At 43.9% G+C, this 16,810-nt stretch carries 14 protein-coding genes and 1 pseudogene; 10 read left to right on the top strand and 5 right to left on the bottom strand.

The genetic code is table 11. The features are described from left to right. Window positions 1-24: 24 nt before the first annotated feature. Window positions 25-1,032: an NAD(P)H-dependent glycerol-3-phosphate dehydrogenase gene (locus tag OK344_RS07300; RefSeq protein WP_265144179.1), complete on the bottom strand. Its 1,008-nt coding sequence runs from the start codon at window positions 1,030-1,032 to the stop codon at window positions 25-27. Window positions 1,033-1,243: 211 nt separating this feature from the next. Between OK344_RS07300 and OK344_RS07295 the strand changes: the two genes are divergently transcribed. Both OK344_RS07295 and OK344_RS07290 read left to right on the top strand, forming a co-directional pair. After that, complete coding sequence (locus OK344_RS07295; protein ID WP_265144178.1) at window positions 1,244-2,158, top strand: M23 family metallopeptidase; 915 nt, start codon at window positions 1,244-1,246, stop codon at window positions 2,156-2,158. Between the two features lie 762 nt (window positions 2,159-2,920). After that, the gene (locus OK344_RS07290; protein WP_265144177.1) at window positions 2,921-3,883 is read left to right on the top strand and encodes an SPFH domain-containing protein; all 963 of its coding nucleotides are present in this window, start codon (window positions 2,921-2,923) and stop codon (window positions 3,881-3,883) included. A 38-nt stretch (window positions 3,884-3,921) separates the two neighbouring features. On the opposite strand, the pseudogene OK344_RS13465 reads toward OK344_RS07290, so the two are convergent. From OK344_RS13465 to OK344_RS07280, 3 genes and pseudogenes are all read right to left on the bottom strand, one after another. Beyond that, window positions 3,922-4,248 (bottom strand): annotated as a pseudogene (locus OK344_RS13465) (IS982 family transposase); the annotation flags it as partial. A 280-nt stretch (window positions 4,249-4,528) separates the two neighbouring features. Beyond that, window positions 4,529-5,755: a cation:proton antiporter gene (locus OK344_RS07285; protein ID WP_265144176.1), complete on the bottom strand. Its 1,227-nt coding sequence runs from the start codon at window positions 5,753-5,755 to the stop codon at window positions 4,529-4,531. Window positions 5,756-6,102: 347 nt separating this feature from the next. Further along, complete coding sequence (locus OK344_RS07280; RefSeq protein ID WP_265144175.1) at window positions 6,103-6,462, bottom strand: cation:proton antiporter domain-containing protein; 360 nt, start codon at window positions 6,460-6,462, stop codon at window positions 6,103-6,105. Window positions 6,463-6,569: 107 nt separating this feature from the next. Between OK344_RS07280 and OK344_RS07275 the strand changes: the two genes are divergently transcribed. Next, a complete protein-coding gene (locus OK344_RS07275; protein WP_265144174.1) occupies window positions 6,570-6,926 on the top strand; it encodes a hypothetical protein in 357 nt (118 codons plus the stop codon). Here OK344_RS07275 and OK344_RS07270 read toward each other — a convergent pair. Continuing rightward, window positions 6,895-7,548 carry a DoxX family protein gene (locus tag OK344_RS07270; protein ID WP_265144173.1) on the bottom strand — a complete coding sequence of 218 codons (654 nt, stop codon included), beginning with the start codon at window positions 7,546-7,548 and terminating at the stop codon, window positions 6,895-6,897. The two genes, OK344_RS07275 and OK344_RS07270, sit on opposite strands and share 32 nt — an antisense overlap. A gap of 106 nt (window positions 7,549-7,654) precedes the next feature. Between OK344_RS07270 and OK344_RS07265 the strand changes: the two genes are divergently transcribed. From OK344_RS07265 to OK344_RS07235, 7 genes are all read left to right on the top strand, one after another. Further along, entirely contained in the window at window positions 7,655-7,864 is a 210-nt protein-coding gene (locus OK344_RS07265) for a YkvA family protein (protein WP_265144172.1), read from the top strand. A 280-nt stretch (window positions 7,865-8,144) separates the two neighbouring features. Further along, window positions 8,145-9,065, top strand: a complete 921-nt coding sequence (locus OK344_RS07260; RefSeq protein WP_265144171.1) for an alpha/beta fold hydrolase — start codon at window positions 8,145-8,147, stop codon at window positions 9,063-9,065. Window positions 9,066-9,107: 42 nt separating this feature from the next. Further along, window positions 9,108-9,485, top strand: a complete 378-nt coding sequence (locus OK344_RS07255; protein ID WP_265144170.1) for a YbbC/YhhH family protein — start codon at window positions 9,108-9,110, stop codon at window positions 9,483-9,485. 169 nt (window positions 9,486-9,654) lie between these two features. Continuing rightward, window positions 9,655-12,633: an amidohydrolase family protein gene (locus OK344_RS07250; RefSeq protein WP_265144169.1), complete on the top strand. Its 2,979-nt coding sequence runs from the start codon at window positions 9,655-9,657 to the stop codon at window positions 12,631-12,633. A 14-nt stretch (window positions 12,634-12,647) separates the two neighbouring features. After that, the gene (locus OK344_RS07245; protein WP_265144168.1) at window positions 12,648-13,931 is read left to right on the top strand and encodes an amidohydrolase family protein; all 1,284 of its coding nucleotides are present in this window, start codon (window positions 12,648-12,650) and stop codon (window positions 13,929-13,931) included. A 267-nt stretch (window positions 13,932-14,198) separates the two neighbouring features. Beyond that, window positions 14,199-14,498 carry a response regulator gene (locus tag OK344_RS07240; RefSeq protein ID WP_265144167.1) on the top strand — a complete coding sequence of 100 codons (300 nt, stop codon included), beginning with the start codon at window positions 14,199-14,201 and terminating at the stop codon, window positions 14,496-14,498. Between the two features lie 142 nt (window positions 14,499-14,640). Next, a complete protein-coding gene (locus OK344_RS07235) occupies window positions 14,641-16,764 on the top strand; it encodes a Tex family protein (protein WP_265144166.1) in 2,124 nt (707 codons plus the stop codon). Window positions 16,765-16,810: the final 46 nt, after the last annotated feature.

Here is a 16,810-nt window from a genome sequence, read left to right as displayed (position 1 = left end):
ATCGCGGTTTATTGGTGATCACTGTCAGTTCAGTTTCGTCGTGAGTTTGCGGAACTGTTTCTCGGCGTTTTTCCCTTCGTAAAGGATGGCGTAAATCGTATCGATAATCGGCGTCTTCATCTTCTTCTCTTTTGCCGTTTTGTAAATGGAATCTGCTGCGTAATACCCTTCAGCAATCATGTTCATCGACTGGATGGCTGATTTTACAGTATAGCCTTTCCCGATAAGGTTTCCCAAACTTCGGTTTCTTGAAAACAGCGAGTAAGCGGTTACCAGTAAGTCGCCCAGATAGGCGCTTTCATTCACATCACGCGGCATCTCATGGATTCCTTCCAGAAACACTTCCATTTCGCGGATGGCATTGGATACAAAAACCGCGGTGAAGTTGTCGCCATATCCCAGTCCGCTCGCGATACCGGCACCGATGGCATAAATATTTTTAAGAATCGCGCTGTACTCATTCCCCAGGATATCGCAACTGCAGTTCACTTTGATAAAATGGGAGGCGAACTTATTGTGAAGCATCTTTTTATGATCCTCTACCGTAGCAATGGTAAGGTAAGAAAGCCTTTCCATGGCCACCTCTTCTGCATGACACGGCCCTGCAATTACGGCCTGGTTGCGGAACCCAATCTTGAATTCATCGCGCAGATAATGGGCCACTACATCATTTACTTTCGGTACGATACCTTTGATGGCGGAAACGAAGATTTTGTCGCTATAATCGCAGGTCATTTTATCTAAGGTATCCGCCAGGTAAATGGAGGGTGTTGCCAACACTACGATATCGCAGGCTGAAACCAATTCGTTGATATCGGTGGTAAGTTTCAGGGATTTAATATCAAACCTTACCGCGGTAAGATAATTTGGGTTGTGGTGCCGCAGCTCTATCGCTCCTTTTACAAATTCGTTCCGTACACACCAGTGCACCACTTTGCAGTTTTCTGTAAGCATCTTCACAATAGCAGTCGCAAAACTGCCGCTCCCTACCACGCCTACCACCTGTTCAGGCGTTTCTTCTTTTTTAGCCATAATGATCAGTTGATTTACAAAGATACGAAAGTGCGGAACTAAACAAAAGATTTGCAACGAAAATAAAACCGGTCATTTTTTATTAAATCATTAACATTTTCTTCAGAATCTTTAATAATAGATTGACATCTAAAGCTTTATATGCGATTAAATATTTTTATTTATTTTTGCATCCGAAAAATTAAGAATTAAAGTACCCCAACTCTAAAGAATGAAGAATTTTTTAAGCAACAAAAAGAAAGTAAACGTGCTTTTAGGCGCATTTTTACTCATTATTTTTGGACAGGCACTGTTTATTGGCAAACTCTACTCAGAGAAAGATGATAAATCCTATGAAGTGAATCTGGTAAAGATCAATACCCAGAAAGACAGTGTGGATTATCTGGAAATGAAGAACAACCTCGCCCTGGTAGATTATACCGTAAGAGAACTGAACTCATTTCTTGCTGCAAAAGACATTACCGACGGTAAAATTGCCACCCTGGCGCAGGACAGCATCTCGAATGCCGTATATCTTGCAAAACAGACCAACCGCTATAGCCAATACCTAATGGATCTGCAGAACAAACTGCAGCAGGTGCCGCTGGGTAACCCAACCGAAGGTTATATTTCCTCGAATTTCGGGAAAAGAATCAACCCGATCCCGGTAAGAAATATTCTGCTCGCATCGTTAACGCCCGCGAAAAAAGAAACCACCGCTGAACCGCAGTATATTGAGGAAAAAGACAGCGCCGGAAACATCATTAGAAAAACACTGGTAAAAGCACCGGAAGCGAAGAATGAAAAGAATAACACACCTGCTGAACCGGAGCAGATCCAGTTCCACAAAGGGATGGATTTTGCGGTGGCGTACGGCACCGATGTACGTGCTGCGGCAAGAGGCACAGTGATTTTCGCAGGCCAGAAAGGCGGATACGGAAACTGCGTGATCCTTTCCCACGGCAACGGTCTTGCCACGCTATACGGACACCTTTCTACCATCAGCGTGAAAGCCAACGAAACGGTAGAAGTAAATCAGGTAATCGCGAAGTCCGGTAATTCCGGACGTTCTACAGGACCTCATCTTCACTACGAAGTGCACAAAAACAATACACCGGTAAATCCAAAACTCTTCATGAGTCTTTAGAAAATAGCCATACTGCTAAAACGCTCTGCACCTGCAGGGCGTTTTTTTATTGCACTACTTTTAGGAGAGCAGTGAAAATAAAGGCTCTAACAACAAAAAATCTTTACAACCGACAAATATTTATTATTTTTACACCTTCTGATTTCATAGCAGCTGATGTTTTCATCATCATTCCCAAAACTGCTGTTTTCTGCCCATTAAATCCTTTAAAACGACTTACAGCAAAGACTTAGCTGAGGTTGAGCCGTAGTTGACCCATAATCTGTATATCCTTTCTATATCCTTTCTATATCCATTGTATATCCACTGTTCGTATACTGTTCGATGTTGGAGGGTTTTTCAGACTCAGAAAATCCGGTTGAGACGGCTGAGAATTTCTTCCGTTTTTGAGCTTGTTGCAGTCATCCATAAGGATTCAATAACCCTAAATTTTTTGCACGCTTTTGACCAGCTTTCAGCCGTCAGTCTTTTGCTCATTTGCGGTCATCCATCATCCGTAAAAATTCAATATTCCAAATTTTTTGCACGCTTTTGAACAGCTTTCACCCGTCAGCCTTTTGCCTCTTTTGCGGTCATCCAGCATCCATAAAAATTCCATATCCCTAAATTTTTTGCACGCTTTCAAGCTTTCACGCGTCAGCGTTTTGTTCCTTTTGCGGTAAACGTTCGGCAGCGTCAGTTGATGTCAGGTGTTACGGTTTGCCTTTTTTGCAGGATTCGGCGAAATGATTATCTTTAAGACTTACATTTTAAAAATTATTTATGTCCTTAACATTTTTGCTTCTTGTCCTCATCGCCCTTGTGGTGACCATCGGAATCATTACCAAAAAACTTGATATCCTCACCTACTCCCCACCCGATAAAAACGGCAAACAGATGCCCAACGGCGTGAAATGGAAACCCGTCACCTTTATCCTGCTGGCGGCACTCGCGGCACTCATACAGCCCATGAATTACGACGTGATCAGCGTCGGACACAAAGGCCTGCTCATCAACTTGCTCGGCGACCGGAGAGGGGTTTCCGATACCGAAGAAGTTTCGGGCGTCGTGTTCTATAACAAATACACCCAGGAAATCCAGGAAATTCCGCTCGACCAGCGCCATATCGAATATCCAGAATCCATTATCGTGGCCAAAGGCGGTTTCCCGTGCCCGATCAAGCCTTCGTTCAACTATTCGGTGAAGGAATCTACGGCGTCGGATATGTTTACCAATCTTAGGTCCACTTATAAAAAAGGCGGACTGGAAGCCATTCAGGACGGTTGGCTGAACAACGCCATCATTGGGGCCATCAATGATGTGGCGAACAGGCATTCGATTGATTACCTCTTCAACAACCGGGAAACCTATGAAGCGGAAATCCTGTCGGAAGTGAATAAAAGAATCGGAAAATGGTTTATGGTTTCGCAGCTGAAGACCAATATCCAGCCGCCGAAAGCCATCCGCCAGTCGATTGAAGACAAGGCAACTGCCGATGCCGACGCGATTAAAGCGGAAGCTCAGGCACGTGTCGCGCAGGCCGATGCGCAGCGTAAAATCCAGCTGGCAAAAGGAGATTCAGCCTCTATTGTAATCCGGGCGCAGGCCGATGCCAAGGCGATCAGCCTGAAGCAGCAGGAAATTACCCCTACTTATGTGGAATATCAGCGCGTGCTGAAATGGGACGGCGTGATGCCGACGACCACGCTGGGGAGTGGTAGTGGGACGCTGTTGAATTTGAAGTAGTATAATTTGAGGCCACACGAAAGGATTCGTGCGGCAGCGGGGGTGGAATCCACAATAAAGACATCGGTGAAATCCGAAAACTTGCTGCTCAAGGTTTCTCTGATTTTTTCAATGTAGGGAAAAAGTTTTCTTTTCCTTTTATTGTAGACACTCCTTTCAATTCTTCCCTCCAAATCAGTCCCTGAAATGTATCTAAATAACTGTAGTTCAGAGTTAATAGACATATATTCTGCGGTGAGGTTGAGTGCCACAAGTTCCAAATCAGACATTTTTGGAAGCCTAATTTGCTTACTTGTAGTAATGTATTTACAGGTGTTTGTCAATTCTTTTAAAATAATTTTGTAGTTTTGAATAAGATTGTTCATGTATTTAATGACTTGGTAATCAATTAAATATACGATTTTTTAATCAAATGGACAATCTTTTTTTTTTTTAATTCCTAAATGCACAACAGGTATATTATCTGCTACTTTTCAGGTGCGCTAATATATCATTTAGTATTACAGAGAATTTATTATGTAGATTCAAAATCATTATAATTGAATTCAAGGCCATCAATACGCTAAGGATACGTTACTGCGGTCAGGAACAATATATTTTCTTAAAATGTGAGGTTTTTTTCTGTAGAACCCTGTATTACTGATCCTATGCTTCTCTTTTAAGATATTCCATAACACGCGTCGCCGTAAGGCCATGAATCAAAATTGAAAAGAGGATCGTTAAAGAAACAGCAGCCCACAATTCATCCTGATGTTCAAAATTATATTTGCTGAAAGCAAATGCAAGATAGAATATCGAACCCATCCCACGGATGCCAAAAAATCCGATCGCCAGCCTTTCTTTGTTTTTCATTTTTGAGGAACTCAATGCCAGCCATCCAAAGACAGGTCTTACTATTAGCAGGAAAGTTACCGAAAACACAACCATTTTCAAAGTTATGGGTTCTAGAATACCCATTGCTAATGCTCCTCCGAAAATAATCAGTAGCAGGCAGACTAGCAGCCTTTCTATCTGATCGGTGAAAGAATGAAGTGTATCGTGATACTGGTGATCTTTCTCAAAATGCCTTAGTGTGATTGCACAGATAAAAACTGCAATAAATCCATAACCATGAACAATTTCTGTTATACCATACACTAGTAAAGTAGCAGCAACTGCCACCAGACCATCTCTGGTTCTTAGGATCTCATATTTTTTGGACACTCTGAATAACAAAATGCCAAAACCTTTGCCTGATAGAAATCCGATCACAATACCGGCAACTATTCGGTAGATAACATCAAGAGCAAACCACTCTAAAAAGCTGCTTTCTTTGCCTGTGAACATAAGACCAATAGTAATGGCAAGCCAGGTAAATGGGAAAGCGACTCCGTCATTGAGTCCAGCCTCTGACGTGAGCGCAAATTTGGTCTCTGATTTCATTCCCTCATTTGGAGGTCCCACCTGTACATCCGATGCGAGGACAGGATCCGTCGGAGCAAGAACAGCACCAAGAAGTACTGCTGAAGCAAGACTGAAACCTAAAAAATAATAGCCCATTACCGCTGCTACACCAATACACAATAACATGGTAAAACTTACAAGTTTCAACGGGGATGACCAGGTTTTAAAAGAAAATTTTCGGTCGATCTTGATCCCAGTACCCATAAGCGAAATAATAACAATCAACTCGGTTAAATGAAGCGTCAGATTTTCATTTTTTTGAGGCATTGGGTTTGGCAGAAGATCGGGAGCCAGTAGATAAAGTGCAAACCCTGTTGCTACATAAAAAATAGAGTACGAGATGCCAGTTTTTTTTGAAATTTTGGGCATCCATGTCACACTGAAAATGGCAGCGCCGAGTATTACTAAAATAATCAGATATTGATCCATAGAGAACGTAAATTTATTATTGCTAAAAGTATTTTTTGAATTGCTGTAATATTCAGTACGTTTAGGCGAAGCTGAAATACTCAAGCGGCTTGAGGTGAAATATCAAATATCCCGCCACGGCTTATTTTACTGTTTTTGAAATTAGAACTCCGGCAGAACAATAATTAAAAATTATAATCAGTACCTGTTCACGCCTTTATTTTTGTGCTAATAATGTAAAAATGATTAAAGATCGATGTCAGGGCTCATAAAATTGTTTTGCGGCGCTTACATGATCTATATTTCGTATTGTGCTCTTCTTAACCTTACCAATGCTAGCGACAAAGAAAAACCCTTATCAAACCCTTCTATTTCAGCCTTTTGACTAATTTCCCCAAGGTGAGTCCTTGAACAATTATAGAAAACAGAACAACGATATAAGTAATAGAAACGATCAGATTCCGCTCCATATTTGACGCCAGAGACAATGCCAATGCTATAGATATGCCACCGCGAAGGCCACCCCAGGTCATTATTAAGAAGGTTTTCTTGGGAAACTCATATTTCAGTTTAAAAATATATGAAGGTGCTGCCAGGGAAATGAAACGGCTAAGGATGACAATAATTATAACCAAAAGCCCAACATAAAGAAAGGATAATTCAAACGGGATCCCCCCGCTACCGCGCGAATCCTTTCGCGTGGTCACAATATCAGCTAAATTTCCCATTTTTACGTAAAGCATGGTATCCTATGAGCCGAAAGTATAAAATTCGTGCGGCAGCAGAGAGTTTAAATAACAGCATTAAGCTAACCGCACCCAATTTATTTCATTAGATGAAAGATTCAAAAGAAAACACCCATACGCCCAATCATATATCAGAAGAGGAAAGAATGAAATGCATACTGTTCGCTGCTGCACTACTTATTTACGGCACTTACGGATGGTTTAATGATGATATTTATATTCCCGGCAAACGAGGGAAAGGAATACATTTCCACGGTGCTGCCTGCACGCTGATTTACGGTGCTTTTATTTTTGGTGCGGCTAATTTTATTTCGGTTATCGTAGATCACTACGATAAAAGGAATAACGAAACGAACTATCAGAAGTTTGCAAAGGTGACCAGAATCATCGGTCTTACCTTACTGTTCCTGGGATTTATTGTTTCGTTTGTTGCATCGTGGGATTGATGTCTTCAATGAACTTTCTCCCCTTTTTATATCTTTTATAGGCAATTCTATTGGAGACGACAAAGGTGATCACCACCATTACAGCGCTAATCTTCGGAAACAGACGGTCAGCAGGAAAGGCAGACATAGCGAGAATAAATACGAAATAGATGATGCCTGCGGCCTGCCATAGGCGGTCCGGATCGGGGTATAGGGTGATCTTTGGCGCGGTGTTGTAGGCAAAGATCCCTTTCAGCTTCTGATAATCCCAGACGAGCAATACGGTGCAGGCCAAAAGCATGAGTGACGTAATGACCCAGGTACCTTTAAAGGACAGACTGACGGTAATGAGCCAGATATTAACAATAAGGCTGTAATAGACGACTGCACCTAAGGTAGCGAATCTTTGGGTCATCAACAGTAAAGCTGCAAGAACCTGCGCTACTCCTATGAAATTATAATAGATGCCGGACTGATAAAGTCCTTCGAAAAAGAACCCGATGGGGTGATCTGTTGAAATCTGGGTAAATCTGTTGCCTACAATTTTGGTAAGCCCGGAAGGCAGGAAAGCTACGCCTAACAGATAGCGCAGATGGATAATGAGCCATTGATTCAGCTTGTGGGTTCTCAGTTTTTCGTACACGGTTATTGTTTTTTTAATCAGTAAGGGAGATTATTGTTTTGTTACACATTTGATCCGTTGATTTTTTGTTGCATTAAATGGAACAGAATTCGTTACTTTAAAGTTCATGTTGCAGAAACTCAAAGAGAACGTAAAAAAACTGAAGCAGGAAACGGTTCCCATTTACCATGCCCTCTTCGACAGCCGCACGCCACTTTCAGCCAAGATCGTGGCCGGTCTCACCATAGCCTATCTGCTGAGTCCCATAGATCTGATTTCGGATTTCATCCCCGTTCTGGGCCTGCTGGATGACCTCATTATTGTTCCTGCTCATTAAAACAACTTTAAGTCTGATTCCAGAATACGTAATTGCCGATATTAAAACGAAAATCAACAGCAACCAAAAACTGCCGACAAAATGGTATTACGCCCTGCCCATTGTTCTGCTGTATGGCTATCTCCTTTTTTATGGTGTTCAGGTATGCGGGGCGGTGGTTTGATTTTTAAGTGACGGTTCTCAAAGCTTTCTCTATTATTTTTTTTGTTATCCTGTAACAAAAAAAACCGGAGGTGCTACCAATCGCTGTATAAAAACTAAAACTAATAACCATTCTTCTATGATAACAAAGTACCTCTCCGCAGTGTTGATTGTACTGGCGCAGTTATTCTTAGCCCAAACGATTTCTAAAAAAGCAGAAACTACTACCCCCTTTTTCACTGAAACTTCCGACGGTACCAAACTTTTTACCAAAGTTTCGGGCACTGGCGACCTTTGCATTTATGTGCACGGCGGCCCCGGCATGTGGAGCGATTCCTTCGAAAACCTGAAAGGCAACCGTTTGGAAACCCACCTCAAAATGGTGTATTACGACCAGCGCGGCAGCGGGCGTTCCGGAGCCTCAGCAACCAATGATTATTCCGTAAACCGCATGGTGGAGGATATTGAAGATATCCGTAAAAAGCTGGGCGCAGACAAGGTATATCTTATGGCGCACTCTTTCGGCGGGATTATCGCAACCAGCTACGCAGCGAAATACGGCAGCCATCTGAAAGGTTTAATCCTGGTAAGCAGTACACTTTACCTCAACGATTCGGTGATGAGTCAGGTTTTGTATGCGAACCAACTTACCGGAAGCAAAATTGAAATTAAGGACGGACAGTACATGCCCGCATTGGGTGAAGCCATGGGCAAACTGAATGACAAAGGTCTGATGTATAAACTCCTGTCCGACAGCAAAGTGAACATGGATACGTTGAATAAAATTGATGAGAAAAGACCGGAGGAGAACGGTTTCCGGAATAACGTATGGAACATCAGTGAATACTATGGGGATTTTACCAAACTGACACCCGGGATTAAAGTCCCTGTCTTGGTAGTGACCGGAACGCAGGATCATGCTGTAGGTCCGGAGCATTATAAACTGTTTAAATTCCCGAACCAGCGCGTGGCGAAAATCAACGGCGGGCATTTGCTCTACTACGAAAATAATGAGGAGTTTGTGAAAAGTGTGTTTTCTTTCATAGAAAAAGAACGCTAACTTTTAGCGGATTGCATAAAATGTATCAATCAAGACAATACTATGAAAAGAGCAGTGATTTTTTTGATACTCATGGTTATGGGAATAGCAGTGTACAGAGCATTTTTCAGTACAGACAGATATACGGCGCTGAATCAGCAGGTTAGCAACTGCGACGGCTGCACTGTTAAAAATGAAGAAACCGCTGTTGATATCGCTGAAGAAATTCTATTCAAAACATATGGCAAATCTCACATCAAGAATCAAAGACCCTATGAAGTCAGGCTGCTGGGAAATAAAGTATGGTCACTGAAAGGTACTTTAAATAATAGCACGTTAGAAAAGTTAGTCTCCCGCGGAATGCCTGAATTCGGAGGAACATTTGAAATTGATATTGATCCCCGGGACGGAAAGATTTTAAAGATCATTCATTATAAATAATTAGTAAACTGCCCACTTAGATCACCGAAAAGTGATTTATCAGTACAAATAATAAAGAATTGTTTATAACCGCACAAAAAAGCGCGGTTATTTTTATGAATTAGCAGCTTGAAGTCCTAAATATTTATAAATTTACTGTTTTAACCAATAATCAGAAAACCTATACTTCATGCTAAAGAAATTACTCTCGGTGGTTTCGGTCGGGATTATGGTGTCAGGCTCGGCGCAGGTCGGCTTCTGGCCCAATGACACCAAGGGAAAAGACCGCAGTGTGTACGCCGTAAAAAACATTACGCTGTACCAGGATTACAGAACAAAAGTAGATAATGCCGTGCTGGTATTTCAGGAAGGCAAAATAGTGGCTTCCGGAAAAGTAAGCATCCCGAAGAACGCGGTGGTGATTGATGGACGCGGAGCTTTTGTCTATCCCTCATTTATCGATCCTTATGCAAACATTGGCGTAGAAAAAGCCAAACGCAACGATTACAACCCCGGCAGCACCTATCTGCCTACCGATGCGACCTCAGCAGCATATAATGATGCCATAAAAGCTGATACCCGTGCCGTGAGCAGTTTTACCAACCAAAGCAAAGATTTTCAGGACTACCTGAAGCAGGGCTTCGGAGCGGCACTGAGTTTTAATGAAGACGGAATCGTGCGCGGTTCTGCGGTACTTATAACGCTGGGCGAAGGGCTTTCCTCTGAAAAAGTGATTAAGGAAGATGCCGGACTTATGCTCTCCTTCAGTAAAGGAAGTTCGCGCCAGGCCTACCCTTCTTCCCTCGTAGGATCGGTCGCACTGCTCCGCCAGCTTTATCTGGATGCCGACTGGTACGCAAAATCCGGTTATCTGGAAAACAAGAACACCAACCTCGAAGCCTTTAACCGCTACCGTAAACTCCCCACCATTATAGAAACTTCTGAAAAATGGGATGTACTGCGTGCCGATGCCATCGGTGACGAAGCGGCCACACAGTTTGTGTTTGTAGGTTCGGGAACCGAGTACCAGCGCGCAAAAGAAATGAAAGCCACCAACGGAACCTTCATCCTTCCGCTGGAATATCCTAAACCGTTCCAGAGTCAGGATCTCATGAATGTGGAGGATTTGGACGTAGCAGATTTGAAACACTGGGAACTGGCGCCGTACAACGCCGTGTATCTGGCGAAAGAAAAAGTGCCTTTTGCGCTCACCATGTCCAGACTCAAAGATAAAAATGCCTTTCTGGACCGCATCCGTGACCTGCATAAAAAAGGGTTGAGTAAGGAAGAAATCCTGCAGTCCCTTACAGAAAAGCCTGCACAGATTCTTCAGGTCAGCTCGCTCGGAAATCTTAATAAAGGTTCTATGGCGAATTTCATCATTGTTTCTAACGACCTTTTTACGAAAGAGTCCGTCATTTATGAAAACTGGGTTTCCGGTAAGCAGAACATCATCACCCGAATGCCCGATACCGACGTACGCGGCGATTATCAGGTACAGCTTAATAACCAGACCTATGACCTGAAGATCAAAGGTAAAATCACAAAGCCAGAAGCAGAAATCATTCAGAACGACAAAAAAGGGAAAGCAAAACTGGCGGTAGCCGATTATAAAATGGCGCTCGAACTGAAACTGCCCAATGATACCGTGCAGAATTACCGGTTGATGCTTCCGATGACCGACTATAAAAACCGCACCACCGTGGCAACAGACAAAGATGGCAGAAGTATTCCGGTGACCATCCGTTTTGTTAAAGCCTTTGAACCTGAAGCAAAGAAAGAGGAGAAAGCCAAAAAGGATGAACCAGGGAAAATCTGGTATCCGTTTTCTGCCTTCGGGGCGGAAGCGCTTCCTACCCAGCAGGATTATTTGATTAAAAATGCTACCGTATGGACCAACAGTGCAAAAGGCATCATTAAAAATGCCGATGTAAAAGTCTCCAAAGGTAAAATTGTACAGGTAGGAACCGGACTTTCTTCTGGAAACACCACAGTAATCGACGGCAGCAATCTTCACCTCACCAGCGGAATCATCGATGAACACACGCATATCGGGCTTGCACGCGGCGTAAACGAAGCCGGAACCAACAACTCCGGAGAAGTGCGCATGAGCGATGCCATAGACCCTGATGATGTAAACTTCTACCGCCAGCTTGCGGGTGGTGTTACGGCAGCACAGCAGCTTCACGGCTCAGCCAATCCGGTGGGCGGACAGTCATCTATGGTGAAATTCAAATGGGGCGAAGATCCAAAAGACATGCTGTTCCCCGGAGCAAAACCATATATTAAATTCGCTTTGGGCGAAAACGTGAAGCAAAGCAACTGGGGCAATAATCCGAACCGCTTCCCGCAGTCGAGAGGAGGTGTGGAACAGGCCTTCGACTTCTGGTTTACCCGCGCCCTGGAATATGAAAAAGAAAAAAGCACGAATAAAAACTTCCGTAAAGATCTCCGTTTGGAGACCATGCTCGAAATCCTGAAAAGCAACCGCTTCATTACCTGCCACTCTTATGTACAGAGCGAAATCAACATGCTGATGGATGTGGCCGACCGTTTCGATTTCCGCGTGCAGACTTTTACCCACATTCTTGAAGGCTATAAAGTAGCCGACAAAATGAAAAAGCACGGCGCCAACGCCTCTACCTTCTCCGACTGGTGGGCCTATAAGGAAGAAGTTCGCGAAGCCATCCCTTACAACGCGGCACTTCTGCTGCAGGCGGGCGTAAATGTGGCAATCAATTCTGATGACGCGGAAATGGCAAGAAGACTCAACCAGGAAGCGGGTAAAGCAGTGAAATACGGAAATGTCCCCCAGGAAGAGGCCTGGAAAATGGTAACCTTAAATCCGGCGAAAATGCTCCAGATCGACCATAGAGTGGGAAGTATTGAACCCGGCAAAGACGCTGATCTTGTGCTCTGGACGGATAATCCTTTAAGTATTTACGCGACCGTGGATAAAACTTTTGTAGACGGAATTCTGTATTTCGATGCCGCACAGCAGCAACGAAAAGACCAGATGGTGAAAGACGAGAAAAACAGAATCATCCAGAAAATGCTCTTCTCCGAAGATGCCGGAAAAGGCAACACCCAGAGCGCCGAGAAAAAACAGCGCGTCCTCTACCACTGCGACACGCTGGAAGGTGAAGAACATGAGTCACATTCGCACTAAACTAAAATCAAAACATGAAAAAGTCTTTATATAAAATATTATCATTCTCCGTCTGCATTTCGGGGATGGTGGCTGCACAGCGGCCGGCTCCGGCACCTAAGCAGTCGGCACCCATAGCGATTACAGGCGCTACCCTGCATACCGCAACAGGAACCGTGCTTCCTAACGCCTCCATTATTTTCGACAAAGGAAAAATCACAGGCATCAACACCCCGGTTCCTGCCAACGCAAAAGTCATTAACGCCACCGGAAAACATGTCTATCCGGGTTTCATCCTCGTCAATAATTCTCTCGGTTTGGTGGAAGTTTCGGCAACCAAAGCCACGGTGGATTTTGTGGAGTCTAATGGATTTGTTCCGGAAGTGCGCACCCTCATCGCTTTCAATACCGACAGCCATGTGATTCCTACCGTACGTACCAACGGAGTTCTGCTAACCCAGCCTGTTCTGGGCAACGGAATCCTTAAAGGAACCTCTTCTGTGATGCACCTCGACGGCTGGAACTGGCAGGATGCCGTAGTTGCCACCGATAACGTGCTGCACCTCACCTGGCCTGAACACCGGAAATCTACAGATGAAAAGCGCAATAAGGAAATGAAGGAACGCCGGGACGCCAATCTGAACGAACTGAAAACCCTCTTCGCGAGAGCGAAAGCCTATCAGCCCAAAACAGGAATTAAAGATTATAAACTCGAAGCGATTGCGCCCGTATTGAGCGGAGACAAGATTCTGTTTGCGGAGGTTGCAGGCGCGAATGAAGCTCTGGAGGTCATCAAATTCGTACAGGATTACGGCGTAAAGAAAACAGTACTTTTAGGAAACTCCGGTTTGGAAAGTGTTTTGGATGAAATCAAAAGAAGTGGCATGCCGCTCATCATCACCAACCCGCACTCGCTTCCGCCTAACGAATCTACCTCGCCGCGGCTTCCTTATGAATTCGCGAAAAAAGTAGCAGACCAAGGAATTCTACATGGCCTGGATTACAGCGCCAGAAAAGATTTCTCCGATGCCAGAAACCTGCCTTTCCTCGCCGGAACTACCGCTGCCTACGGATTGGATAAGGAAAAAGCATTGCAGAGCATCACCCTGAATATTGCCAAAATCCTCGGCATCGACAAGGATTACGGAAGTCTGGAAGTAGGCAAAAGCGCCACCCTCTTCATCTCCGACGGCGACGCGCTGGACCAGCTTACGAATAATGTCACCGAAGCATTTATCGACGGCCGCCAGATCGACCTCAACAACCAGCAAAAGGAACTCTACAAGCGGTATAAAGAAAAATATTCCGGAGTGGAATAATAATCTTAAAACATACCACCGTCCTCTTACTTTGCCAAAGTTTTAGTCACCATGAAAATCACTTTGGCAAAGTTGATAAGATAAGCCGGATAAAGAAAATACTCCGCATAGGAAGAATAGTTTTTAACTTTTCCGACGCTGTCAAAGTCCAGGATTTTGACAGCGTTTTTTTTAAATCAGTGACAACGTTTGAATTAAAAATGAGCACAACATTCCACGTCTGGCATAATTTTTTATTGCAGTTTCATAACTTACTGAAAATGAATTATGAAAAGCAAGATCCTCATCCTCGACAATAAAATATATTCCCTCTCGAAAATTTCAAACTTTCTGAAGCAGAAGAAATTCGAGGTCGTAAAGCCTACCGAGACCCAAAGCGTCTTCAACATCTGTTCTAAAGCGGATTTGGATGCGGTCATTATCGATTTGCGTCTGTTTGGTGAAAAGTCCAATAACTTCATCCAGAATTTAAAGGAAAACGTCCTCCCCGAGCATGTGAAACTCATCACCATTTCAGACCGAACTTCTACCCGCCAGGTCTTTGATAAAATCACCCTAAACAGCTGATTTGAAAACTGTCTGCATTCGCTGATGTTGAGCTTAACGTTCAAAACTTCCACCGAAAATCGGTAGTCGGGACCGCTTTTAACCCCTCTATATTTGAGTCATTCCGGGAAATCTCCCTATTTTAGCAACCTCAAAAATTGCTATGACTTCTACTTCCTATATTCAGAAAACCCTTCAGATCCCCGAACACAGCATCAGCGCAACGCTTAAACTGCTGAACGAAGACTGTACCATTCCCTTCATTTCCCGCTACCGGAAAGATGCCACCGGAAATCTGGATGAGGTACAGATCGGACAGATCGCTAAACTCAACGATCAGTTTGAAGAACTCATCAAACGGAAAGAAAACATCCTGAAATCCATTGAAGAGCAGCATGCACTCACCCCGGATTTAAAACAGCGCATAGAAACAAGTTTCGATATTCAGGAACTTGAAGACCTTTATCTTCCTTTTAAAAAACGCAGAAAAACCAAAGCCGATGCCGCGAAAGAAAAAGGTCTGGAACCGTTGGCTAAAATCATCATGAGCCAGAAAGCTTGCGATCTGGATTTTCTCGCCTCCAAATACCTCAATGACTTGGTTGCCACGGGAGAAGAAGCTATGCAGGGCGCACGGGACATCATGGCAGAGTGGATCAACGAAAACATGTATGTAAGGAAAAACCTGCGCAGGCTCTTCCAGCGTAAAGCAGTGATTATTTCAAAAGTTGTGAAAGCGAAGAAAGAGGACGAAGCCGCACAGAAATTCGCCCAGTATTTCGACTGGGAAGAAAACCTCAACCGTATTCCCTCCCACCGGCTTCTGGCCATGCTGCGTGCCGAAGCGGAAGGTTTCGTGAAAACCAGCGTCAATATTGATAAAGACGAAGCCCTCGACCTCATCGAAAATGCCGTCATTAAATCAAACAGCGACTGTGCCGACCAAATCGCGCTGGCCATTAAAGACAGCTACAAAAGACTTTTGGAACCTGCCATTTCAAATGAAACTTTGCAGGAAGCCAAACAAAAAGCCGACATTAAAGCCATTGATATCTTTTCTGAAAATCTGAGACAGCTTTTACTCGCTCCGCCTTTGGGAGAAAAAAGAATTTTGGCAATTGATCCGGGTTACCGTAGCGGCTGTAAGGTAGTTTGTCTCGACGAAAAAGGCGACCTGCTGCACAACGAAACCATTTATCCGCACGCCCCACAAAATGAAACAGGCATGGCCATGAAGAAAATCCGCTCGATGGCGAATGCGTATAATATTCAGGCGATCTCGATTGGAAATGGCACCGCAAGCCGCGAAACCGAATTCTTCATCAAGAAAATCGCTTTCGATACGCCGCCACAGGTTTTCGTGGTGTCGGAAGCGGGCGCATCTGTTTACTCAGCGAGTAAAATCGCTAGAGATGAGTTCCCGAATTATGATGTAACCGTTCGTGGTGCGGTTTCCATCGGCAGAAGACTCTCTGATCCTTTGGCAGAACTCGTAAAGATTGATGCGAAATCCATCGGCGTCGGACAATACCAGCACGATGTGGACCAAACTTTACTTAAAAATGAGCTGGACACTACCGTGATGAAATGTGTGAACGCAGTGGGAATCAATCTCAACACAGCAAGCAAATCCCTGTTGAGTTACGTCTCCGGAATCGGGGAAAAGATGGCAGAAAACATCGTGAATTACCGTGCAGAAAACGGCGCGTTTGAAGACCGCAAACAACTGAAAAAAGTTCCGAGATTAGGTGAAAAGGCGTATCAGCAGGCAGCAGCCTTCATTAGAATTGCCAATGGAAAAAACCCGCTCGACAATTCCGCGGTACATCCGGAAGCTTATCCAATTGTTGAAAAAATGGCAAAAGATTTAGGAATTAAAACCATCGACCTCATCGCCAATAAAGAAAAAATTGCATTGATTAGTCCTGAAAAATATGTCACAGAAAATGTTGGAATTTTAGGAATTAAAGATATCCTGAAAGAACTTGAAAAACCCGGCTTAGATCCGAGGAAAGCTGCCAAAGTCTTTGAGTTTGACCCGAGCGTTAAAAGCATTAAAGATTTAAAAACCGGAATGATCCTTCCCGGCATCGTAAACAACATCACGGCATTCGGCTGTTTTGTGGACCTTGGGATTAAGGAAAGCGGACTGGTACATATCTCGCAGCTGAAAAATGGCTATGTTTCCGATGTGAATGAGGTGGTGAAACTTCATCAGCACGTTCAGGTTAGGGTGACAGAAGTGGATGAGGCAAGGAAGAGGGTGCAGCTGAGTATGATTCTTTAACAGAGGAAACGCTTCACCTCGTTCAATTCAGACCGTTCAGTGCTCA

It is taken from the genome of Kaistella yananensis (assembly GCF_026107505.2).
Taxonomy (GTDB): Bacteria; Bacteroidota; Bacteroidia; order Flavobacteriales; family Weeksellaceae; genus Kaistella; species Kaistella yananensis.
Note: the sequence above shows the minus strand (reverse complement) of the source record. Positions and strands in the feature narration are given on the sequence as shown.

Bases quoted from the DNA above. Each gene is read 5' to 3' on its own strand.
- OK344_RS07295 (WP_265144178.1), top strand. From the start codon at position 1,244: ATGAAGAATTTTTTAAGCAACAAAAAGAAAGTAAACGTGCTTTTAGGC.
- OK344_RS07255 (WP_265144170.1), top strand. From the start codon at position 9,108: ATGAAAAGAGCAGTGATTTTTTTGATACTCATGGTTATGGGAATAGCA.
- OK344_RS07260 (WP_265144171.1), top strand. From the start codon at position 8,145: ATGATAACAAAGTACCTCTCCGCAGTGTTGATTGTACTGGCGCAGTTA.
- OK344_RS07280 (WP_265144175.1), bottom strand. From the start codon at position 6,462: ATGGGAAATTTAGCTGATATTGTGACCACGCGAAAGGATTCGCGCGGT.
- OK344_RS07275 (WP_265144174.1), top strand. From the start codon at position 6,570: ATGAAAGATTCAAAAGAAAACACCCATACGCCCAATCATATATCAGAA.
- OK344_RS07300 (WP_265144179.1), bottom strand. From the start codon at position 1,032: ATGGCTAAAAAAGAAGAAACGCCTGAACAGGTGGTAGGCGTGGTAGGG.
- OK344_RS07235 (WP_265144166.1), top strand. From the start codon at position 14,641: ATGACTTCTACTTCCTATATTCAGAAAACCCTTCAGATCCCCGAACAC.
- OK344_RS07250 (WP_265144169.1), top strand. From the start codon at position 9,655: ATGCTAAAGAAATTACTCTCGGTGGTTTCGGTCGGGATTATGGTGTCA.
- OK344_RS07240 (WP_265144167.1), top strand. From the start codon at position 14,199: ATGAAAAGCAAGATCCTCATCCTCGACAATAAAATATATTCCCTCTCG.
- OK344_RS07290 (WP_265144177.1), top strand. From the start codon at position 2,921: ATGTCCTTAACATTTTTGCTTCTTGTCCTCATCGCCCTTGTGGTGACC.
- OK344_RS07285 (WP_265144176.1), bottom strand. From the start codon at position 5,755: ATGGATCAATATCTGATTATTTTAGTAATACTCGGCGCTGCCATTTTC.
- OK344_RS07265 (WP_265144172.1), top strand. From the start codon at position 7,655: ATGTTGCAGAAACTCAAAGAGAACGTAAAAAAACTGAAGCAGGAAACG.
- OK344_RS07245 (WP_265144168.1), top strand. From the start codon at position 12,648: ATGAAAAAGTCTTTATATAAAATATTATCATTCTCCGTCTGCATTTCG.